The organism is Acidovorax sp. KNOB132 (assembly GCF_057541515.1).
Genome location: NZ_BAAJYT010000061.1, coordinates 1 through 19,763 on the forward strand (window position 1 = coordinate 1; position 19,763 = coordinate 19,763).

The following is a 19,763-nucleotide window of genomic DNA, read 5'->3' on the forward strand; positions in this document are numbered from 1 at the left end:
GCGTTTTGCTTTGGGGAAGAAAATTTTGAATCAAGCAATACAGTTGTAGTCACATGCAATTACCAGATATTCTTTATTCTCAGGGTTTCGGAACACGAAGGGTATGTGCAGGGTTGATTCAACGGGGCTTAGTGCGCTTGTTTGACCCGGAAGCTAATGCATTCAGCGTTTGCGTGGATTCCTCCGTTGATGTAACTCCGGATGGATTGCGTTTTCAGGTTCAAGAGGAAACGTGGGTGTACCAACCCAAAGCCTATGTGATGCTTCATAAGCCATCTGGGACCGAATGTTCTCAGAAGCCTTCCACATATCCAAGTGTCTATACATTGCTGCCTGTGCCGTTGCGACAACGACCTTGTAAAAGTGCGATACAGGGTGTGCAAGCGGTAGGGCGTTTGGATCAAGACACCACGGGACTGCTGTTACTCAGCGATGACGGGCAATTCATTCATCGCATGAGCTCTCCCAAAAAACATGTTCCCAAAGTGTACGAAGTGGCGACGAAACACCCTGTGAGCGCAGTTCAAATTGCTCGCTTGCTCGAAGGCGTGGTGCTTGATGACCATCCTGTTGCGGTGAAAGCCGCTGCTTGTGTTCAGACATCCGATCACGGTGTAAGCCTTACTTTGACGGAGGGTAAGTACCATCAGGTCAAACGCATGCTCGCTGCAGTGGGGAACCGGGTAGAGACATTGCACAGGTCGCGTGTCGGCAATCTGGCATTGCCGGCGGATCTGGCGCCAGGGCAGTGGAAATGGCTTGATGACAAGGATCTTGCAGCATTGACGAGCTAGCCTGCCGCCGACCGTCAATCTTGGTCTCTTGGGGTGGTTGAAGAGGCGCTGGGTTGTTACCTGAATGGGCAGATGCGGTGTACTTGCACCGGCTACACTGCCGCGTGTTGTGAAAGTACATGCTGTGAAGTTTTCATTTGGCGGATGTTTCCGCGGTGCGTTGTTGGGGTGGACTTTTTTTTGCTGCGACCGTGGTCAGTGCGGCCCCTTCGTCACCGCCTCCTGTGTTCGTGCTGAACTCGCTTGAAGCGGATATCAGCGTGATTGATCCGGCTACTTGGACGGAAACCTCTCGGATTCCCACGGGGAAAGAGCCGCACCACATGTACCTGACACCAGACGAGAAATCTCTCGTCGTGGCAAATGCGTTGGCAGATACGCTGACCTTCATTGATCCGAAGACCGCTCAAGTGCAACGCACGGTGCGAGGCATTGTTGATCCTTACCATTTGCGGTTCACCCCCGATATGAAGTGGTTGATCACCGCGGCCAATCGCTTGAACCACGTGGACTTTTATCGTTGGGATGGCAAAGACCTGACTTTGGTACAAAGGGTGGCGACGGCCAAAACCCCGAGTCATCTTTGGGTGGATAGCCAGAGCCGAACGGTCTACTCCACGATGCAAGACAGTGATGAACTTGTGGCGATCGACATCGCAACCCAGAAGATCAAATGGCGAATCAAGACCGGCGCCATGCCGGCCGATATCTACGGGAGCCCAGACGATAAATTCCTGTTCATCGGTTTGACTGGCAGCGATAGCGTCGAGGTGTTCGACGTGTCTGAAAATGCGCCTCGCAGCGTCCAAAGGATCAAGACCGGTAGCGGTGCCCATGCGTTCCGCGGCGCGGGTGACAAGCGCCATGTGTTTGTCAGCAATCGGGTGGCCAATACGATCAGCAAGATCGACATGGTCAAACGTCAAGTGGTCGATACCTATCCGGCGCCTGGCGGACCAGACTGCATGGACGTTTCTGCCGATGGCCGATGGATCTACGTCAGTGCCCGATGGGCTCGCAAGATGCTGGTCATCGACACGGTAGAACGGAAGGTCGTTCAGAAAATCAATGTGGGCAAATCGCCTCACGGCGTCTGGACCCTTCAGCACGCTCCACGTTGAGGACTCAAGGAAAAGATGGCATTGCGCAACCAGACGCTCTTGGGGCTGTATGCTACTTTTTTAATAGCATCTGTGCCCGTCAATATTGCGTTAGCGGCCGAAACTGCGGATTGTCAGAAACCGCTGTACCTGACCTTCGATACGGGGCACATGGAAATTGCCCCCTTGGTTGCTGATGTGCTTAAACGAAAAAAAAGTCCTCGTCACTTTTTTTGCAGCCAATGAAAAAACAAAAACGGGCGATGGCAGTTTGGGGGCTGCGTGGGCACCGTGGTGGCATGCCCGGGCGGCAGAGGGGCATGCTTTTGCCTCTCACACGATGGACCATACCTATTGGCGCGCCGATGCTGGTGCGCCGAATGCGCCGCAGTTCCATGTGCGTTCCTCATCTGGCCCCCAGGCAGGCAAGGATTTGACACTCAGCGCAGAGCAGTACTGCACCGAGATACGAAGGGCTTCCGATCGCCTGCGCGAAGTGACGGGCAAGGCACCCCTTCCACTTTTCCGAGCGCCTGGCGGAAAGACATCGCCTCGCCTTCTGGCCGTTGCCAAATCCTGCGGCTATGCGCACGTGGGGTGGTCGCCGGCAGGTTTCTTGGGCGATGAACTGCCCAGTGAGAAATTCAGTAATGCAGCGTTGTTGAAGAAAGCGCTGGACAATATTCGCGGCGGAGACATTCTGCTGGCCCATCTGGGTATCTGGTCGCGGAAGGACCCGTGGGCTCCAACGGTGCTGGAGCCCCTGATCGACGGGTTGAAGCAGCGCGGGTTCTGCTTCAGAACGCTGAATGACCATCCCGATTACCGTGATTGGCTGGCGGGCAAGCGTTGAGTCCAAACAGTCGATGGACAGGACAGGAGTTGTGAGCGATGGATTGGTTGAGTAACGGTTTCGACACCGCACAGCAATGGCTGTTCGAGTCGGTGATTCAGCCTGTCATGTTCGCAACGGGCATGGCGGGGCTGTTGGAGGATGGCTATGCTGCCACCGGGTGGCTGCTGGTCGGATTGCTGCAGTTGGTCGTGATGTTGGCAATCATTGCGCCGCTGCAGCGCTGGCGGCCCGTGGAGCCCCTGATTGACCGGGCTGCGGTGCGAACGGACATCCTCTACACACTGATTCACCGCCTCGGCTTGTTCCGGTTGGCGCTTTTTTTCAGTGTCGATCCGTTGTGGGATGCATTTTTCGGTGCGCTGCGCATGGATGGGATCAGCACGTTCCATCTGGATGCGTTATGGCCGGGCGTGACCGACCTGCCTTGGGTCAGCCTGCTGGTTTATCTGGCAGTGTTTGATTTTCTGGACTACTGGATTCACCGCGGACAACACCATTTCGAATGGTGGTGGCGGCTGCATTCGCTGCACCATTCGCAGCGGCAAATGACGATGTGGAGCGACAACCGCAACCACCTTCTGGATGATCTGCTTCGGGATGCCATCGTGGTCACTGTGGCGCAACTGATCGGTGTGGCCCCGGGCCAATTCGTGGCCATTGTGGCCTTGACCCAGTTGAGCGAGAACTTCCATCATGCCAATTTGCGTTTGTGGTTCGGTCGCTGGGGGGAGCGTCTCTGGGTGAGTCCCCGGTTTCACCGCCTGCACCATGCGATCGGCATCGGGCATGAATCGGTGGCAATGCGCTCAGTCCCGTCTCCAACGAAAGTGATGGCGGAGCGGTATGTCCAGGCCGAGCCCGTTCAGAAGCCCGTCACGGTGTTGGGCGGCTGCAATTTCGGCGTGTTGCTGCCTTGGTGGGACATGCTCTTTCGGACTGCCAATTTCGAACTCCGATACGATCCAACCGGCGTCCGTGATCAGGTCCAGCCAGGGCCGGATGGCCGCGTTCGCAACTATGGGCAAGGGTTCTGGGCGCAGCAGTGGCGAGGTGTTTTGCGCCTGCTGGGCAAAGCCTAGCCGCCGACTGGACTCGTGTCCACGCTATGCTCGCGCCATGGCATTGCTGATCGATTCCTTCTGGCGCGCTGCCGCCTATTGCCTGCACCCCCGCGTGATTGCGCTTTCCCTGCTGCCGTTGCTGCTCATGCTGCTGCTGGCCTGGGTGGCCAGTCATTTTTTCTGGGGCATTGCGGTGCAGGCGGTCCGCTCGGCGTTGGAGTCATCGGACATTCTGGCGATGGTGTGGGGATGGTTCCAGGCCTGGGGCATCGAGCAGGCACCCGCCGCCATCGCTCCTTTGATCGTGGTGGTTCTCTCGACACCGGTGATCATGATCGTTTCGGTGCTGGTGGTCGCAGTGATCATGACGCCTGCGCTCGTGACAGTCGTGGCCAGGCGCCGTTTCCCATTGCTGGAGCGCAAGCGCGGCGCGTCGATGGTGGCCAGCCTGGCATGGTCTCTCGGCGCGACGATGGCCGCCATGGCGGCGCTGGTGGTGTCCGTTCCGCTCTGGCTCATTCCACCGCTGGTGCTGGTGCTGCCACCGCTGATCTGGGGTTGGCTGACCTATCGCGTCATGGCGTTTGACGCCTTGGCAGAGCATGCGAGCCGACAGGAGCGCGAAGCCATTTTCAAGCGCCACCGCATGCGCCTGCTGACCATCGGCATCTTGTGCGGCTACCTGGGGGCAGCGCCTGGAATCGTCTGGGCGTCCGGGGTGTTGTTCGCCGCGGCGTTTTTCGTCCTGATTCCTTTGGCCGTCTGGATCTACACCCTGGTGTTCGCCTTCTCCTCCTTGTGGTTTACCCACTACGCGCTGGACGCGCTGCAGCAGTTGCGCGCCGAGCACGCTGGCGGTCCTGGTGGTGGCGTTGGCACTCCACCTGCCCCCATCCTTCCCCCCATTGCCCTCGCAAACCCGACACCATGACCCCCTCTTTCGGACTCATCATCATTGGCGACGAAATCCTGTCCGGCAAGCGCGCCGACAAGCACCTGCCAAAGGTGATCGAGCTGCTGGGCGCGCGCGGTTTGCAGCTGGCCTATGCCGACTATGTGGGTGACGACCCAGGCCGCATCACCGCGACCCTGCAGCGAGCCTTTGCTTCCGGGGATGTGGTGTTTTCCTGTGGTGGCATCGGTGCCACGCCCGACGATCACACCCGCCAGTGTGCTGCGCGCGCGCTGAGCGTTCCGCTCCGATTGCATCCGGAGGCCGAATCGCTGATTCGGGAGCGGATGCAGGATGTCGCGATGGAGCAGGGCGTGGCTTATGAACCCGACCGTGCGGACAATGTGCACCGGCTGAACATGGGGGTGTTTCCCGAGGGGGCTCGCATCATCCCGAATCCGTACAACAAGATTCCTGGTTTTTCATGCGATGGCAGTGCCGGTGGTGCCGTGCACTTCGTGCCAGGCTTTCCCGTGATGGCGTGGCCGATGGTGGAGTGGGTGCTGGACCATCACTGTGCGCAGTGGTTCAACCGTGCGCCCCAAACCGAGCACTCCGTCGTCGTCTACGGCGCGATGGAGGCAGCTTTGACGCCGTTGATGGAGCGCATTGAAAGCCAGCACGCGTCGGTACGTGTTTTCAGCTTGCCGAGCGTGGACCATCCCGTGCACGGGCGCCATATCGAACTCGGCGTCAAGGGGCCTGCAGAGCTTGTACCTGCCGCCTGGACCGCTTTGCAGGCGGCTTTGCATGAATTTGGTGCAAACTGCGGCCCTGAAATGGTGCGAGATATTTGAAACGACGCTGCGCTCGATGATTTGCACTTTAATGGTGCAAATTCGGTGGCGCGGCAGGTTTGGAGGAGGGCGTGCTCCGCCTTAGTGCATTGCAGCACCTGGCTGGCACGCAACCTGCTTTTCTTTCGTGGTGTTTTTTTCAACAAGCGCTTAAATCCTGGAGAACCTGATGGCAAAGACCGTTGCAGACGTGATGAAGATGGTGAAGGAGAACGAGGTCAAGTTTGTTGACTTTCGCTTCACCGATACCCGCGGCAAGGAACAGCACGTGACTGTGCCCGTGTCCCATTTCGATGAGGACAAGTTCTCTTCGGGTCACGCATTCGACGGCTCTTCGGTGGCGGGCTGGAAGGGCATTGAAGCTTCGGACATGCAGCTCATGCCCGATCCCAACACCGCCAACATCGACCCGTTCTTCGAGGAAACCACGCTGTTCCTGCAATGCGACGTGATCGAGCCGGGCGATGGCAAGGCCTACGACCGCGACCCCCGCTCCATCGCCAAGCGCGCTGAGGCCTACCTGAAGGCCTCCGGCCTGGGCGACACGGCGTTCTTCGGTCCTGAGCCTGAATTCTTCATCTTCGACGGCGTGCGCTGGTCCAACGAGCCCGGCAAGGTCATGTTCGAGATCGAAGAATACGAAGCGCCCTGGAACTCCGGCGCCAAGCTCGAAGGTGGCAACCGCGGCCACCGTCCCACGGTCAAGGGCGGCTACTTCCCCGTGCCCCCCGTCGACAGCACGCAGGACATGCGCGCTGAAATGTCCCTGATCCTTGAATCTTTGGGCATCCCTGTCGAAGTGTTCCACCACGAAGTGGCGGGCGCTGGCCAGAACGAGATCGGCACCAAGTTCAGCACGCTGGTCGAGCGCGCCGACTGGACGCAGGTCCTGAAGTACGTGGTCTGGAACGTGGCCAATGCCTACGGCAAGACCGCGACCTTCATGCCCAAGCCCTACGCTGGCGACAACGGCTCCGGCATGCACGTGCACCAGTCCATCTGGAAGGACGGCAAGAACCTGTTCGCTGGCGACGGCTATGCCGGCCTGTCGGACTTCGCCCTGTACTACATCGGCGGCATCATCAAGCACGCACGTGCCCTGAACGCCATCACCAACCCTGGCACCAACAGCTACAAGCGCCTGGTGCCCGGCTTCGAAGCCCCGGTGAAGCTGGCCTACTCGGCCCGCAACCGCTCGGCCTCGATCCGCATTCCTTACGTGGCCAACCCCAAGGGCCGCCGCATCGAGGCACGCTTCCCCGATCCATCGGCCAACCCGTACCTGTGCTTCTCGGCCCTGATGATGGCCGGCCTGGACGGCGTGGAAAACAAGATCCATCCCGGCGAAGCCGCCACGAAGGATCTGTACCATCTGCCGCCCGAGGAAGACAAGCTGGTGCCGACCGTGTGCCACAGCCTCGATCAGGCGCTGGAGTATCTGGACAAGGACCGCGGCTTCCTGACCAAGGGCGGCGTGTTCTCCGATTCCATGCTCGACGCCTACATCGACCTGAAGATGGGCGAGGTCACGCGTTTCCGCATGGCTCCCCACCCCGTGGAATACGACATGTACTACTCGCTGTGATCCCTGGGCTGCGGCCACGGGACACACCCCCAAAAGGCGGCTTCGGCCGCCTTTTTTCATGGCGCTGCCAGCGCCGTGGTCCCTGGGCGAATAACCGCTCCCGACCGGGGGCGCCGATTGGCGAGGCCCAGCGATTGGGAGATACTCCCCTGGCATCTCCCGCATGCCGCCGGCATGCCTTGCGAGGAACCTGAATGAAAAAAACACTCATCGCACTGATGGCCATCGCCGCCGTGGCGCCCGCCGCGTGGTCGCAGGATCGCATCTACCGCTGCGGCAATGAATACACCAACAATGCCAGCCAGGCCAAGGAGCGTGGCTGCAAACTGGTCGAAGGCGGCAATGTGACGGTCGTGCAGGGTGCGCGGCCAGGCGGGGCGCCAGCGGCCTCGGGTGGCAGCGCGCCGAGCGCCAGCACCTCGCCCGCCAACGCCCCCCGGGTGGACACCAACGACCAGCGCGCAAGGGACTCCGATGCGCGCGCCATCCTGGAAGCCGAACTACGCAAGGCCGAGGCACGTCAGGCCGAGATCGCCAAGGAATACAACAACGGCGAGCCCCAGCGCACGGCCCTCGAACTGCGCAACCCCCAATTGTGGATGGAGCGCACCGCCGAGCTGAAGGCCAGCCTCGCCCGCGCGGACAGCGATGTGGCCGGCATCAAGCGCGAACTCGCCCGCCTGCCTGCGGCCAATCGCTGAGCGTGGTGGCTTCTTCCAAACCCGATACCGCGCGCTACCAGGCGCTGGACCTCGTGTCCACGCTCGTGGCCGTGCTGCAACCCGACGGGGCCGTGCTGTTCGCCAATGCGTCCCTGGAGAACATGCTGGGGCTGTCGCGGCGCACGCTCGAAGGCTCTGACTTCAGCGGCTATTTTTCCGACCCGGCGCTGCTGCAGACAGCCCTGGCCGGAGCGCGCGGACAGGACTTTGCCGCGCTGCGCTTCGAGGCCGCGCTGCGCCGTGCACAGCAGCAGGATGCGATGCCCGTTCATGTGCACCTGGCGGTCGCAGAGCACACTGGCGAGATCCTGGTCGAGCTGTGGCCCCTGGAGGCTCAGGCCCGGCAGGACCGCGAGGAGCGCCTGCGTGAACAGGCGCTGGCCAACAAGGAGTTGATCCGCAACCTGGCGCACGAGATCAAGAACCCCCTGGGCGGCATTCGCGGCGCGGCGCAGTTGCTGGAGATGGAACTCGACAATCCCGAGCTCACTGAATACACCCAGGTCATCATCCACGAGGCGGACCGGCTGCAGAGCCTGGTGGATCGCCTGCTGGCACCGCACCGCCATCCACACCTGGTGGGCGACGTGAACATCCACGAGGTGTGCGAGCGTGTACGGTCGCTGGTGCTGGTCGAGTACCCGCAGGGGCTGCGAGTGCAGCGCGACTACGACACCTCCATTCCCGAGTTCCGCGGCGACCGCGCACAACTCATCCAGGCGCTGCTGAACATCGTGCAGAACGCGGCGCAGGTGCTCACGGATCGCATCGCCGTAGGCGACGCGCTGATCACGTTGAGCACACGCGTGGCGCGCCAGGTCACCTTCGGCCGGCAGCGTTATCGGCTGGCACTGGAATTGCATGTCATCGACAACGGACCGGGCGTGCCCGAAGCCATCAAGGAGCGGATTTTCTATCCCTTGGTGACAGGGCGTGATGGGGGATCGGGGTTGGGGCTGACGCTGGCGCAAACCTTTGTGCAGCGGCACCACGGATTGATCGAGTGCGACAGCGTGCCGGGTCGCACCGATTTCCGAATCCTCATTCCTTTGCCTTGAGGTCCCGATAAGCAATCCATGGGAACAAGGTAGAACCAACACATGAAGCCGATCTGGATAGTAGATGACGACCCCTCGATCCGCTTCGTCCTAGAGAAGGCGCTGGCACGCGAGAGCTTGCCGACGCGCAGCTTCACCCACCCGCGCGAGGTGCTGGAAGCGCTGGCTGAAATCACCCCCGGCGATCCCGAGCGGCAAGGTCCGCAGGTGCTGGTGAGCGACATCCGCATGCCGGGTGGCTCGGGCCTGCAACTGCTGGAGAAAGTGCGCGAACAGCAGCCGGGCCTGCCCGTCATCATCATGACGGCGTATTCCGATCTGGACAGCGCGGTCTCGGCCTTCCAGCGCGGCGCTTTCGAATATCTTCCCAAGCCCTTCGACCTGCCCAAGGCGGTGGAATTGATCCGCCGCGCCGTCGAAGAAAGCCAGCGCGAAGAAGTCACCGAAGAGCGCCAGACCGCCACCCCTGAAATGCTGGGACAGGCCCCGGCCATGCAGGACGTGTTCCGGGCGATCGGGCGGCTGAGCCAGAGCCAGGTCACGGTGCTAATCACCGGCGAATCGGGTTCTGGCAAGGAGCTGGTAGCGCGCGCGCTGCACAAGCATTCGCCCGTGGCCGGCGGCCCCTTCGTGGCCATCAACACCGCGGCCATCCCGAAAGACCTGCTGGAGAGTGAACTGTTCGGCCACGAGCGCGGCGCCTTCACCGGCGCGCAGACGCAGCGGCGCGGGCGCTTCGAGCAGGCGGAAGGCGGCACGCTGTTCCTTGATGAAATCGGAGACATGCCGTTCGACCTGCAGACGCGGCTGCTGCGCGTGCTGTCCGATGGCCAGTTCTACCGGGTAGGTGGTCATGCCGGCGTCAAGGCCCACGTGCGCGTGATCGCGGCGACCCACCAGGACCTGGAACGCAGGGTGAAGGACGGCGTGTTCCGTGAAGACCTTTTCCACCGCCTCAACGTCATCCGGCTGCGCCTGCCCGCGCTGCGCGAGCGCCATGAAGACGTGCCCATGCTGACGCGGCATTTCCTGCAGCAGAGCGCGCGGCAACTGGGCGTGGAACCCAAGCGCATCTCCGACGCCGCGCTCGTCCGGCTGGGCCAGTTCGGCTTTCCTGGCAATGTGAGGCAGCTGGAGAACATCTGCCACTGGCTGACCGTGATGGCGCCGGCGCAGGTGATCTCGCTGCAGGACCTCCCGCCCGAAGTGCTAGAGGCGCCCGTGGCGGCGGCGCCACTGGAAGCTGCACCGGCCGTGCCTGAGCCGCGCAGCGAGGCGCCGGTTTCCACGCTGGCGGCCCCGGCTTTACAAGGCACTGCACCGGCCATTCCTGCGGCGGCGGTGCCCCGGGAAGACCGGGTGTTTGCCGCACCGGCCCTGGGGACGGCCTTCCCGCCGGCCGGGGCGTCGCAGGCGATCCTGGCGGACTCGCCGGGTTGGGAGCAGGCGCTGGAGGCCGAGGCGCACAAGCTGCTGTCCGGGGGGCAGACCGAGGTCTGGGATGCGCTGTCGCGGCGCTTCGAGTCGCGCCTCATCCGCACGGCGCTGGCCGCCACGCACGGCCGGCGCATGGAGGCGGCGCAGCGCCTGGGCATTGGCCGCAACACCATCACGCGCAAGATCCAGGAGCTGGGCCTGGACGCGCCCGAAGATGCATGAAAAAAAAGGCCTCCACGGCAATGAAAACGCCGGCATGTAGCTATTAATTTTGTAGCAAAGAAGCAATATTCGGCCAGTGTTTTCACACAGGCCTGTGCAGGCACGAGTCCTACAGGCGTGCGGTGCACAGGCCGACCTCCGGCGCAATGGATGCCTTGAAGAATGAAGGCACTGTTCAACCAACCGGAGTTACTTCATGTCCGATTTCAACGATGCAAACCGCGACCCTCTGACCAACGAGCCTGGCGCGCACCCCGTGGGCACCGGCGTCGGCGCTGCTGGTGGCGCAATGGCGGGAGCGGCGGCCGGTGCCTTCGGCGGCCCGATCGGCGCGGCCGTCGGCGGTGTGGCGGGTGCCGTGGTCGGCGGTCTGGCCGGCAAGGCCGCCGCCGAGTCGGTCAACCCCACCGTGGAAGATGCCTACTGGCGTGAAAGCTACGACCGCGAGCCCTACTACGTGAAGGGCCGCGCCTATGACGAATACCGTCCTGCCTACGAGCTGGGCTGGAGTTCGGTTGGCCGCTACGACGGCGATTTCGACGCCGTCGAACCCAACCTGGCCCGCGATTGGGGCACGGCACGTTCCACCAGCCGCCTCGAGTGGGAAGAGGCCCGCCCCGCTGCCCGCGCCGCCTGGGAGCGCGCAGGCCGTGGCACCACGCTGGGCTCCGACTCCGCTTACGGCAACACCTACGACAACACCACTGCCCTGGTGGACAACGACGACGTGGTCGATGTGCTGGACGACCTGCTCGAATCCTGCCGCGATGGCGAATACGGCTTCAAGGCTTCGGCCGAGCACGCCGACTCGCCTGAACTGAAGGGCATCTTCCTGCGCCACGCCAGCGAATGTGCGGCGGCCGCCACCGAGTTGGAGCGTGAAATCCGCAACCATGGCGGCGAGCCTTCCAGCGGTGGTTCCATGTCCGGCGCACTGCACCGCGGCTGGGTGTCCGTCAAGGCGGCGATGTCCACCCGTGACGACAAGGCGGTGCTGGAAGAGTGCGAGCGCGGCGAAGACGCGGCCGTGGCCCGTTACCGCAAGGCGCTGAAGGCGTCCCTGCCGGCGAACGTGCGTGCCATGGTGGAACGCCAGGCCGAGGGCGCACAGCGCAACCACGACGAAGTGCGTGCCTTGCGCAATCGCTTCCAGGCTGCGGCATAACGCTTGTATAGCCGGTTCTGCGAAAGGTGAGGAGCCGCTGTCACCGCCACCGCGGTGACCATGGCGGCGTCCATTTCGCTGCAACCAAATACCCCCAAAGCCCCGGACCCGGGGCTTTTTTTTCGTCTGCGGGCAATTCCTCACATCCGTTCGCATCGTGCTGCGGCGCTTCGCCTGGGGGCTTTGAACGGTCCATGGACGAACCCTAGAGTGAGCGGTTCACCGGTGTTGTAACAACCCGGTCGACCATTTCGTTCACAACAAAGGGGGGGATTTCATGAACGCAATCTACAGCAGCCCGGTATCCGCACGGCGACCGGTCCCCGAGCGGGGTCAGAGCTTTCCTGGTGCCGATCGGCACGAGGCCAATGCCAACAGGGCTGAGCCCCAGCAACGCTCCCGTACGCGCACCACGGTGTCTTCCGACGGGCTGCAGCCGCTTTTTCCGCGCTCTGGCCGGGTGAACGGCGGTGCCGCCATGCCTTCGCCCCGGGCCGAATTGCCGCGCCCATCGGGGCTGGTGCAGCCGGCCGCAGACGTACATGCCGCCGCGCCTGGGTCAATCTTCCTGGAGGCCGCTTCGTTCGTCGAGGTTGACCTGTCCGACAGTGTGTCCGATCAGACATCGGTCTATTTCTCTGGCAGGACGTCTCTCCCTCGGGAGGAGGCATTGCATGACGTTGTCGAGGACACCATCGCCGCTCTCCTGGGCCCGGCCGCCGCGCAGGCACCGGACGTCGTCGCGCGGCTGGAGCGCAACACCGAAGTGCTTTTCACGAAAGGCATCGACACCCCGAAGAAGCTCCACGATTTCCTGAGCCAGGCGTGGCGGCACGATGCGGTGCTGAGTTTTATCGGGATGGGCTTTGCCGACGGCGCGGGCTACATGGCCGGCATGACGGCGGCCAACGAAAAGCTGGTGGCGATGCTGCCGTTGACGCTGCTCAGGAATCCCTCGCTGCTGGGGCTGGCGGTGGGCGTTGGCGTGGGCGCGGTCGATGTGTTCACCAGCGTGGTGGGCGGGGCCATCATCAAGCCCGGCATCTACAACGACTATGGCGGCAACGCCCGGTTGCCGGCGTCGCTGCGGCCGGATCCGCACGCGGAGATTCTGAAGAACGCGGGCGTTTCGGCGGGTCTCAACGTGGCCAAGAACCTGCCCAGGACGGTGGAGCCCTACATCCAGGCTGCCATCGAGGGCCGGGGCGACCACAGCGTGAACCGTGCCTGGGCGGACCGCATCGACGCGACTTTCATCGATGGGTTCGGCGGCATGCTGGCCGCTGGGGCGAAAAAACGTGATGAAGCTGTCGCAGACGGTGCCATATGACGCCCGCATGCTGCTGCGCGACGACCTGCCCGAAGTCATCGACAAGACCCAGACCTCCTGGGGCGACAGGATCAAGGCCATGGGCCCGTCGGCGCTGCAGGGCGCCAAATCCCTGGTGACCTCGCCCGTGCCGGTCGCGGTGGTGGCCACGGTGGGCCTGTTTGCGTCCGAGCTCTTTGCCGCCAACGCCAGCATCGACCTCGCAGGATCGCCGGCATCGCTGCCCCCCGACCGGGCCGATGCCGGCATGCTGGCGGGCAAGCGGGCCTCGTCGGTCATGCTGTTCGGACTCATGTCGGGGTTGATCGAAATCGGGGTCCCGTATGTGGCCCAGGGCGGTGCATACGCCGCCCGGAAAATCCAGGACGGCTGGCAGCAGGCGCCCAACGTGATGGCCTGGGCGCAGGAGCGCCTGGGGACCACCGCCCGCAGGCCGCTGGATGTGGAAATGGGGCTGGCGGGCACGGCCCGTCGCTGACCGCCGCCGGCCCGCGAGGGGCCGCGGTTTCGTTGGTCAGTCCAGCGTGGCGACGACCGGCGCGTGGTCGCTGGGCTGCGGGTTCTTGCGCGGCGCGCGGTCGATCGTGCAAGCGGTCACGCGCGCCCGCAGCGCTTCGCTCACCAGGATGTGGTCGATGCGCAGGCCGCGGTTCTTCTGGAAGCCCAGCATGCGGTAGTCCCACCACGAGTAGCTCTTTTCGGGCTGGTCGAACAGTCGGTAGGCGTCGGTCAGGCCCAGTTGCAGCAGCTGCTGGAAATGGCCGCGTTCCTCCACGGTGTGGTGGATGGTGTCCTTGAGGCCCACCGGATCGAACGAGTCGCGGTCTTCGGGGGCCACGTTGAAATCGCCCAGCAGGGCCAGGCGCGGGTGCGCCTGCAGTTCCTCACGCAGCCAGCGGTGCAGCGCTTCGAGCCACAGCATCTTGTAGGCGAATTTTTCCGACCCTGGCGCCTGGCCGTTGACGAAATAACCATTCACCAGCCGCAGGGGGCCGTCCGGGGTGTCCAGGGTGGCGGCGATCACGCGGGCCTGCGCGTCTTCGTGGGCGGGGATGTTCCGCACCACGTCGCGCAGCGGGGTGCGGCTCAGGATGGCAACGCCGTTGTAGGTTTTCTGGCCGAAGGCCACCGCGTGGTAGCCGATCTCCTTCAACGCGTCATGGGGAAACTTTTCGTCCACCAGCTTCAGTTCCTGCAAGCACAGCGCGTCCACGGGGTTGTCGGCGAGCCAGGCGATCACCTGGGGCAGGCGCACGGAGAGAGAGTTGATGTTCCATGTGGCAATTTGCATTACTGTTCCAATGCCTTATTAATCAAAGGCTTAGATGTGGTTAATCGGCGATAGGGTGGCTGGCTACCCGGCCAGCTACCCAACTCTGCTGCGCTTGGAGCGCGGAAGATCGACGGGTCCAATCCTACCCATCGCTGCGCGCTTCGAGCTGCTGGATGTACCGATTCATGCTGGCTGCGGTGATCCCGCTCGCCCAGCTTGACCAGCACCAGCTTCTTGTCCTTCACGAGGCGGTAAACCGTGGAGCGTGAACCGTCCAGCTTCTGGCAGGCCCGAGCGATCCGGTACAACAGGTGGGACGGCTCGGTGAGCGTGTCCACCTGCGGTGGCGGTGTGCGATGAGGTGACGGGAACGTGTGCACGCGGCGATTACCGGCGGCTGGTTGGTTTGCTTTGGTCACTGCGGTGCTCTCCGCGGCTGAGCCAGGCGAATTGCGGCGGGTTGCCCGCCTCTTTGTATGTGGTCCACAAGGCCGCGCCTTCATCGCAGCGCTCGTGGCGGGGGCTGATGCCAGCGGCGACGCACTGCTGACGGGTGAGGTGGTGTAGCCGGTAGGCGCGGTCTGCCGCGGACCAGTCGGGGGCTGTGGAGTTGGTCATCGACGCCCCTGGATGTGCTTGGCAATCAACGCGGCCACCTGCCGGGACAGGTCGCTTTCCAGCAGCGCGTGCAGGGCGTCGATAGGCATGCGGCGCATTGCCGTCTCGGAGATGGCATAGGCCCAGTCACCATTTGCCAACTGCACGCGCACATGCAGGCCCATATCGGTCTGCCGCTTTTCCGTCTCCAGCACCAGCGCATGCATGCTCTCCAGCTTTACATGCACGGGCTCGTGCAAGGTGGCCCACAGGAAGTCGCCCATTGGCTCCCTGGGCGCGATGGCGAACGATTGCTGCCCTTGCTGCAGTCTGATCGGGACGGCTTGGGGCGGCAGAGCCACGCTGTCACCAAGGATGTAGCGCGCCTCATCGACAGCGTTTATCAGGAGGCGTTTCTCCTCTGAGACTTTGCGCAACTGCGCGCCGTCCATCGCCCTGCTGTGTTCCAGCTCCGCGATCCGCGCGCGCGCACGCCGCCGCTGGTTTTCGGCGCTGCGGTGCAGTCTCTTCCATCAGCGTCAGGTAGGGGCCAGCGAAACTCCATTCTTCGTCGCTGACATCCGTCGGGTGGGGCTTGCGGGGCATGCCCGCACTCTAGCTTCACCGATCCCGGATTACTCAAAGTGCATAACACGCTCTAGGTCTATCCCCGTGCTTGACCTTCCAAACTGGGCTGCTACCCACGCAGTCTTTACAGTCACGACCGCTCTTCAGAGTTGCAGCACGAATTGGAGATTAACCCGGGAAAGCCTGTGAAACACCTGTTTGGTCTAGTTGACGAGTTGGGCGCAGCAGTGGCACACGCTCGGAGTGATATCGAAGCTGAGATCATTCGACTTGGAGGGGCCATCCCTGCCATGTCTGTAGAAGTGGCTGGTGTGATCCATGTCAGCGGCCTCTGTGTTCCTGCAAAGTAGGTTCTGTCTAGGCCACGTCCAGGTTGCATTGCCTGGATGACCGTATGCTGGTTTAGGCGACCGGCATCGGTTGATGCAGCGCACGGCACGATGTCTGGCCTGTGCTCTGGCCTGGCCTGGCCTGGCCTGGCCTGGCCTATGGTTAGGCTGCAGTCTTGGCTTACTCGGTCAGTGTTAAGACGGCGCTGCGGCAACGCAGGTCGCCGACTTGCATCACGTCGAACGTGCTGTCCTAAATGTCGGCTTCGTCGGCCCAGCAGAGTGAGGGGGACTTCACCGGCTGTGCTTTTCAGCGGCGGTTGGCGCTACGGGATTGCACATCGCGTCGATGTGCGAGTTGATGAGGGGAGAGGCAAGATTCAGCGCGGCGCGCACGAGCCGGTAGGCGTCGGGCTGGCGTGTCTTGTCCGAGTGGGCTTCGACCCAGCGCGCAGCCTCAACGACCTTCAGCAGGATCTGAAACGCTCGGGCGTCCGAAGGGCTCGCCACAGCAATCTCCGGGCGGGGGTGCTCATCGAGGCGAACGCTGCCCTCGTCCGGGTATTCCTGCAGCCAGCAGAAGAGGCCCGCCGGTTCGACGCCATTTCTGGTTTTTCTGGCTGGCCCCGGCTGCACGCACACGGTGGAAGCCAGCTGCTCGGCGGAGCCTGCCGGTACGATAAGGCTCAGGGCGTCTCGGAGCTGGTAGCCATTGATGGCCACTACCGAGAACTGCGAGACGTAGGCCTGTGTTTGGATGCCCGTCTGCTGGTGCTGGACACTGCGAGCCAGGCACGCGCGGACGAGGTGGTCACGTTGCTGGTGGAGGCGCTGCCAGGGCTCTCGGTGGCACTGCGGGGTAAGAAAAAACTTACACAAGCCTTCTAAAAAAAATTATGTTGCAAACGCAACATTCATTTTTCAGGGGGCACGATGGACGAGAAGATCGAGCGCTTCAATGCGATGCGCAGCGAGCTGCTGACGGTTGAGGCGGCGCTGGCGAACCACAAGCGCGATTACGTGGTGGACGGTGTGAGCTGCCCACTGAAAACCCGCGTTGCCCTGGATGCCAGGCGCGCCGATCTGAAGCTGGCCCTGCACCTGCTGCGCCCTGAAATCGTCGCGCTGCAGGAGGAAGCGAAGGCCTTCAAGTACCAAACGTTCCTGCACCACCTCGTCCCAACTGTGCAAGGCTGCTGGCCGTGACGACATGGTGGCAAAGGCGCAAGAGGCCTCGCGCAAGGCGCTTGCGCAGTCGGGCCGGGGTGAGGCCTACCGCGCAATGACTTGAGGGAGTAGGCCGTGAGCAACATGCACGACCCGATCAACTGGACAGCGGGCCAATTGGGCACGCGCCAGGAGCAGGACAAGCCCCGTCAGAACAATCCGAGGCCGGCCGGCGTGATCCGGTCAGGCAGCGGCACCGACGTGCTGCTGCGCTATCTGCGGCATAGCCCGGGCCGCTGGTTCTACCATTACGAGTTGGTGATGGCGCTGGGCCGCTCCAAGGGGGAAATCGACTGGGCGCTGCAGTTCCTCAGGGACCAGAGGCACATCAAGTCTGAAGAGGTCGCGCTACCCGGGCGTAAGTCAGTCTTTCGTTATTCGTTGTGCAAATGAAGTCGTAGCGTTCAGCATTACACTTTTTAAAAATTAGCAAAGTGTGAATTATGGAAAATCCATACCCTGCCGCTGCAGTCAATTCCAAGGAACTCTTCACTAAGGTTCAGAGGGTTCGTGATGCATATATAACGCTGCTTAACCTCAATGAGGGGGCACCGCCTAAATCTGTGATGGAGCCGGCTAGCGCTATCGCAGAAAGACTAAGTAGCTTCTACGAGCGCTGGCATAAGAATAATATTGATCTTGCAGTTGACAGCGCGGATGCAGTAGGTATCTATGGACATTCGATAGCTGATGAGTGGCAGAAATCGAGTTCTTTGAAAAATATCGGAAAGGAAATTGCAGATAGCCTCAGGGATGCAAGCCAGGATTTAAGGATGTATGCCGCCGCTCATGTAGGTGGCCATCCTACACCTCCTCCTCCTTTCGACGACTCTATGGTTCCGGCAGCACTGCTGCATTCTTTTGACGCAATCGACAAGAGGTATGCTGGACTCGCCGGAGTTGCGGAGAAAACTGAGAGGCAGATTGCGGTCATAGAGGCACGCCTTCAGGCTCTCGGAGAGATTGCGGATGCGTCTGCGCAACGGGTGGAGGCGCTCACTGCTTCACAAGCAGATATCTTTCGCAAAGAGCTAAACGAGCAAGTCGAAGATATACGCGGCAATTTCACTGCGGTGTCTAGCACTCTCAATGAACAGCTTGTTGCTTTCGAAGGGTATAAGAACCAAGCATTGAAAATGCTTGACCAAATGGCCGCGACGACCTTATCCGGAGGCTATGTCGGAAGTTCGGCGAAAGAGGAGTCGTCGGCGAATCTCTTTCGGTGGTTCTCCATTGGGCTGATGGGGGCGACACTTCTGTTTCTAGGAGGCACGCTGTTTGAACTGTCGTTCGCTGGTCTGGAGTGGAGGACCGGTGCGATACGGGTTGCCATTTCGCTCTTGATGGCTGTCCCTACCGCGTATTTGGCGCGTGAATCTGCGAAGCACCGTGCGCAAGCTGTAGAGTTGCGCAGGACTTCTCTCGACTTTTCTGTCCTAGAGCCATTCCTTAAAACTGTGGAAGGTGAGGCCGGCGCAAAACTTCGCGCCGAGCTGGCTCTCCGCGTTTTCTTTCGGGGTGGCAAATCAGATGAAGCTCCATCGTATGGCTTAGATCCTCAAGCCATCATCATCAAAGGAATGGACACCATTGCGGACTTGGCAAAACAGCGGAAAGCCTGACCAGTTGGCAGTTTCAGCCCGTAAGAATGCTTAGCCCTGGCATCCCGCTAACCGATCCCGAGCAAGCCCCGAGCTGTAGAGCGCCAGGGCTTGTCCTTGCCGGTGCGCCCCTGTAGCCGTGCCAAGCCTGTCAGCTTCGCGGCATGACAAAACCAACCCCAAAGCCTGCCAAGCCCGTGAAGGCCAAAAGCAAGGCGGGGGCAGCACGCAAGAGCCCGCCCCCTCGTAAGAGCCCCTCAACTCGGGCCGCTCCCAATCGTTATAGCCCTGCGGTGCGACAGCATCTGCACGCTCTTATCGACGGGCAATAGCCTGCGCTCGATCTGCGCGATGCCAGGAATGCTGGGTGTGGCGACGGTGCTGCGCTGGTTGACCGAGGATGACAAGACCGCATTCAAGGACCAATACATGCGCGCGCGAGGCGCAGGCGGATTTTATGGCCGAGGACATTCTGGCCATTGCCGACGAAGAGTGCACCATGGTGAAGGCCGACAAGCACGGCTCAAACGACGACGACGAGAGGAACACGGAAGAGGTGTTGATCCCACTTCTGTCGCCCGCAACCGTCTGCGCGTCGATGCCCGCAAGTGGCTCGCCAGCAAGATGGCCCCCAAGAAGTACGGCGACAAGATTGAGGCGGTGCACACCGGGCCGGATGGCGGTGCCCTGCAGATCGCCAGCACGGTGACGTTCGTGCGCCCGCAGGTCCGCAAAGAGGATTGACGTGCTGGCGGTGAATCTACAGCTTCCCGAGAAGCTGGCCGGCTTGTATGAACCGTACCGATACAAGGTGTTGCAAGGCGGGCGCGGCGGCGGGAAGTCTCACGGCGTGGCCGAGGTGCTGCTCGACCTGGGCGCAAGGAAGCCCCTGCGTATCTTCTGCGCGCGCGAAATCCAGAAGTCGATGCGCGACTCTGTGCACCGGCTGCTGAAGGACAAAATCGTCAAGCTGGGGCTGACGTCTTTCTATGAGGTCCTGGACACGGAGATTCGCGGCGCCAATGGTGCGCTAATCCTGTGCGGGGCTGCACGCCGGTAGCCGTAGCTG

At 62.0% G+C, this 19,763-nt stretch carries 21 protein-coding genes and 3 pseudogenes; 19 read left to right on the forward strand and 5 right to left on the reverse strand.

The features are described from left to right. Nucleotides 1-53: 53 nt before the first annotated feature. The 13 genes and pseudogenes from AC27IO_RS10805 to AC27IO_RS10865 all read left to right on the forward strand — a co-directional run bounded on the left by AC27IO_RS10805 (nucleotide 54) and on the right by AC27IO_RS10865 (nucleotide 13,557). Entirely contained in the window at nucleotides 54-794 is a 741-nt protein-coding gene (locus tag AC27IO_RS10805) for a 16S rRNA pseudouridine(516) synthase (protein WP_498738945.1), read from the forward strand. Between the two features lie 155 nt (nucleotides 795-949). Continuing rightward, nucleotides 950-1,915 (forward strand): YncE family protein, encoded by a 966-nt coding sequence (locus AC27IO_RS10810; RefSeq protein ID WP_498738950.1) that lies wholly within the window; start codon nucleotides 950-952, stop codon nucleotides 1,913-1,915. A 150-nt stretch (nucleotides 1,916-2,065) separates the two neighbouring features. Then, nucleotides 2,066-2,747 (forward strand): annotated as a pseudogene (locus AC27IO_RS10815) (polysaccharide deacetylase family protein). 38 nt (nucleotides 2,748-2,785) lie between these two features. Continuing rightward, nucleotides 2,786-3,829 carry a sterol desaturase family protein gene (locus AC27IO_RS10820; protein WP_498738946.1) on the forward strand — a complete coding sequence of 348 codons (1,044 nt, stop codon included), beginning with the start codon at nucleotides 2,786-2,788 and terminating at the stop codon, nucleotides 3,827-3,829. A gap of 37 nt (nucleotides 3,830-3,866) precedes the next feature. Further along, the gene (locus AC27IO_RS10825; protein ID WP_487088793.1) at nucleotides 3,867-4,742 is read left to right on the forward strand and encodes an EI24 domain-containing protein; all 876 of its coding nucleotides are present in this window, start codon (nucleotides 3,867-3,869) and stop codon (nucleotides 4,740-4,742) included. Next, on the forward strand, nucleotides 4,739-5,560 hold the full coding sequence (locus tag AC27IO_RS10830; protein ID WP_317355782.1) for a competence/damage-inducible protein A: 822 nt from the start codon (nucleotides 4,739-4,741) through the stop codon (nucleotides 5,558-5,560). Before AC27IO_RS10825 ends, AC27IO_RS10830 begins: the two co-directional genes overlap by 4 nt. A 169-nt stretch (nucleotides 5,561-5,729) precedes the next feature. After that, nucleotides 5,730-7,145 carry a type I glutamate--ammonia ligase gene (glnA, locus tag AC27IO_RS10835; RefSeq protein ID WP_272551879.1) on the forward strand — a complete coding sequence of 472 codons (1,416 nt, stop codon included), beginning with the start codon at nucleotides 5,730-5,732 and terminating at the stop codon, nucleotides 7,143-7,145. 194 nt (nucleotides 7,146-7,339) lie between these two features. Continuing rightward, nucleotides 7,340-7,846 (forward strand): hypothetical protein, encoded by a 507-nt coding sequence (locus AC27IO_RS10840; RefSeq protein ID WP_284407295.1) that lies wholly within the window; start codon nucleotides 7,340-7,342, stop codon nucleotides 7,844-7,846. Nucleotides 7,847-7,851: 5 nt separating this feature from the next. Beyond that, nucleotides 7,852-8,925 (forward strand): nitrogen regulation protein NR(II), encoded by a 1,074-nt coding sequence (gene glnL, locus AC27IO_RS10845; protein WP_372588198.1) that lies wholly within the window; start codon nucleotides 7,852-7,854, stop codon nucleotides 8,923-8,925. A gap of 42 nt (nucleotides 8,926-8,967) precedes the next feature. Beyond that, complete coding sequence (gene ntrC / locus AC27IO_RS10850) at nucleotides 8,968-10,584, forward strand: nitrogen regulation protein NR(I) (protein ID WP_284411661.1); 1,617 nt, start codon at nucleotides 8,968-8,970, stop codon at nucleotides 10,582-10,584. Between the two features lie 196 nt (nucleotides 10,585-10,780). Then, nucleotides 10,781-11,749, forward strand: coding sequence for a ferritin-like domain-containing protein (locus tag AC27IO_RS10855; RefSeq protein WP_284411663.1), 969 nt, complete (start codon nucleotides 10,781-10,783; stop codon nucleotides 11,747-11,749). Between the two features lie 277 nt (nucleotides 11,750-12,026). Further along, nucleotides 12,027-13,079 carry a hypothetical protein gene (locus AC27IO_RS10860; RefSeq protein ID WP_498738947.1) on the forward strand — a complete coding sequence of 351 codons (1,053 nt, stop codon included), beginning with the start codon at nucleotides 12,027-12,029 and terminating at the stop codon, nucleotides 13,077-13,079. After that, nucleotides 13,051-13,557, forward strand: coding sequence for a hypothetical protein (locus AC27IO_RS10865; RefSeq protein ID WP_498738948.1), 507 nt, complete (start codon nucleotides 13,051-13,053; stop codon nucleotides 13,555-13,557). The genes AC27IO_RS10860 and AC27IO_RS10865 overlap by 29 nt, the downstream gene beginning before the upstream one ends. 36 nt (nucleotides 13,558-13,593) lie before the next feature. Here the strand turns inward: AC27IO_RS10865 and xth are convergent, their stop codons facing one another. The 5 genes and pseudogenes from xth to AC27IO_RS10890 form a co-directional block, all read right to left on the reverse strand. Continuing rightward, nucleotides 13,594-14,370, reverse strand: a complete 777-nt coding sequence (xth, locus tag AC27IO_RS10870) for an exodeoxyribonuclease III (protein ID WP_487088783.1) — start codon at nucleotides 14,368-14,370, stop codon at nucleotides 13,594-13,596. Further along, the gene (locus tag AC27IO_RS10875) at nucleotides 14,370-14,771 is read right to left on the reverse strand and encodes a helix-turn-helix domain-containing protein (protein ID WP_487088781.1); all 402 of its coding nucleotides are present in this window, start codon (nucleotides 14,769-14,771) and stop codon (nucleotides 14,370-14,372) included. Before AC27IO_RS10875 ends, xth begins: the two co-directional genes overlap by 1 nt. Nucleotides 14,772-14,966: 195 nt before the next feature. Further along, a complete protein-coding gene (locus AC27IO_RS10880; protein WP_487088779.1) occupies nucleotides 14,967-15,401 on the reverse strand; it encodes a hypothetical protein in 435 nt (144 codons plus the stop codon). 55 nt (nucleotides 15,402-15,456) lie between these two features. After that, a pseudogene (locus AC27IO_RS10885) lies at nucleotides 15,457-15,555 on the reverse strand (IS5/IS1182 family transposase); the annotation flags it as partial. Between the two features lie 605 nt (nucleotides 15,556-16,160). After that, nucleotides 16,161-16,589 carry a hypothetical protein gene (locus AC27IO_RS10890; protein ID WP_498738949.1) on the reverse strand — a complete coding sequence of 143 codons (429 nt, stop codon included), beginning with the start codon at nucleotides 16,587-16,589 and terminating at the stop codon, nucleotides 16,161-16,163. Nucleotides 16,590-16,622: 33 nt separating this feature from the next. On the opposite strand from AC27IO_RS10890, the pseudogene AC27IO_RS10895 reads away from it, so the two are divergent. The 6 genes and pseudogenes from AC27IO_RS10895 to AC27IO_RS10920 all read left to right on the forward strand — a co-directional run. Next, nucleotides 16,623-16,748, forward strand: a pseudogene (locus AC27IO_RS10895) (recombination-associated protein RdgC); the annotation flags it as partial. Between the two features lie 51 nt (nucleotides 16,749-16,799). Continuing rightward, entirely contained in the window at nucleotides 16,800-17,072 is a 273-nt protein-coding gene (locus AC27IO_RS10900) for a hypothetical protein (RefSeq protein WP_487088775.1), read from the forward strand. A 105-nt stretch (nucleotides 17,073-17,177) separates the two neighbouring features. Then, nucleotides 17,178-17,486 carry a hypothetical protein gene (locus AC27IO_RS10905; RefSeq protein ID WP_487088803.1) on the forward strand — a complete coding sequence of 103 codons (309 nt, stop codon included), beginning with the start codon at nucleotides 17,178-17,180 and terminating at the stop codon, nucleotides 17,484-17,486. A 50-nt stretch (nucleotides 17,487-17,536) separates the two neighbouring features. Next, complete coding sequence (locus tag AC27IO_RS10910; RefSeq protein ID WP_487088774.1) at nucleotides 17,537-18,715, forward strand: hypothetical protein; 1,179 nt, start codon at nucleotides 17,537-17,539, stop codon at nucleotides 18,713-18,715. A gap of 282 nt (nucleotides 18,716-18,997) precedes the next feature. Continuing rightward, a complete protein-coding gene (locus tag AC27IO_RS10915; protein WP_498738951.1) occupies nucleotides 18,998-19,438 on the forward strand; it encodes a terminase small subunit-like protein in 441 nt (146 codons plus the stop codon). 1 nt (nucleotide 19,439) lies between these two features. After that, nucleotides 19,440-19,754 carry a phage terminase large subunit gene (locus AC27IO_RS10920; protein ID WP_487088772.1) on the forward strand — a complete coding sequence of 105 codons (315 nt, stop codon included), beginning with the start codon at nucleotides 19,440-19,442 and terminating at the stop codon, nucleotides 19,752-19,754. The last annotated feature ends 9 nt before the right edge of the window (nucleotides 19,755-19,763 follow it).

What these genes read in the sequence shown, in the direction of transcription:
- AC27IO_RS10805 (WP_498738945.1), top strand. Translation starts at nt 54, where the DNA reads ATGCAATTACCAGATATTCTTTATTCTCAGGGTTTCGGAACACGAAGG.
- AC27IO_RS10820 (WP_498738946.1), top strand. Translation starts at nt 2,786, where the DNA reads ATGGATTGGTTGAGTAACGGTTTCGACACCGCACAGCAATGGCTGTTC.
- AC27IO_RS10825 (WP_487088793.1), top strand. Translation starts at nt 3,867, where the DNA reads ATGGCATTGCTGATCGATTCCTTCTGGCGCGCTGCCGCCTATTGCCTG.
- AC27IO_RS10830 (WP_317355782.1), top strand. Translation starts at nt 4,739, where the DNA reads ATGACCCCCTCTTTCGGACTCATCATCATTGGCGACGAAATCCTGTCC.
- glnA (WP_272551879.1), top strand. Translation starts at nt 5,730, where the DNA reads ATGGCAAAGACCGTTGCAGACGTGATGAAGATGGTGAAGGAGAACGAG.
- AC27IO_RS10840 (WP_284407295.1), top strand. Translation starts at nt 7,340, where the DNA reads ATGAAAAAAACACTCATCGCACTGATGGCCATCGCCGCCGTGGCGCCC.
- ntrC (WP_284411661.1), top strand. Translation starts at nt 8,968, where the DNA reads ATGAAGCCGATCTGGATAGTAGATGACGACCCCTCGATCCGCTTCGTC.
- AC27IO_RS10855 (WP_284411663.1), top strand. Translation starts at nt 10,781, where the DNA reads ATGTCCGATTTCAACGATGCAAACCGCGACCCTCTGACCAACGAGCCT.
- AC27IO_RS10860 (WP_498738947.1), top strand. Translation starts at nt 12,027, where the DNA reads ATGAACGCAATCTACAGCAGCCCGGTATCCGCACGGCGACCGGTCCCC.
- AC27IO_RS10865 (WP_498738948.1), top strand. Translation starts at nt 13,051, where the DNA reads ATGAAGCTGTCGCAGACGGTGCCATATGACGCCCGCATGCTGCTGCGC.
- xth (WP_487088783.1), bottom strand. Translation starts at nt 14,370, where the DNA reads ATGCAAATTGCCACATGGAACATCAACTCTCTCTCCGTGCGCCTGCCC.
- AC27IO_RS10880 (WP_487088779.1), bottom strand. Translation starts at nt 15,401, where the DNA reads ATGGACGGCGCGCAGTTGCGCAAAGTCTCAGAGGAGAAACGCCTCCTG.
- AC27IO_RS10900 (WP_487088775.1), top strand. Translation starts at nt 16,800, where the DNA reads ATGGACGAGAAGATCGAGCGCTTCAATGCGATGCGCAGCGAGCTGCTG.
- AC27IO_RS10905 (WP_487088803.1), top strand. Translation starts at nt 17,178, where the DNA reads ATGCACGACCCGATCAACTGGACAGCGGGCCAATTGGGCACGCGCCAG.
- AC27IO_RS10910 (WP_487088774.1), top strand. Translation starts at nt 17,537, where the DNA reads ATGGAAAATCCATACCCTGCCGCTGCAGTCAATTCCAAGGAACTCTTC.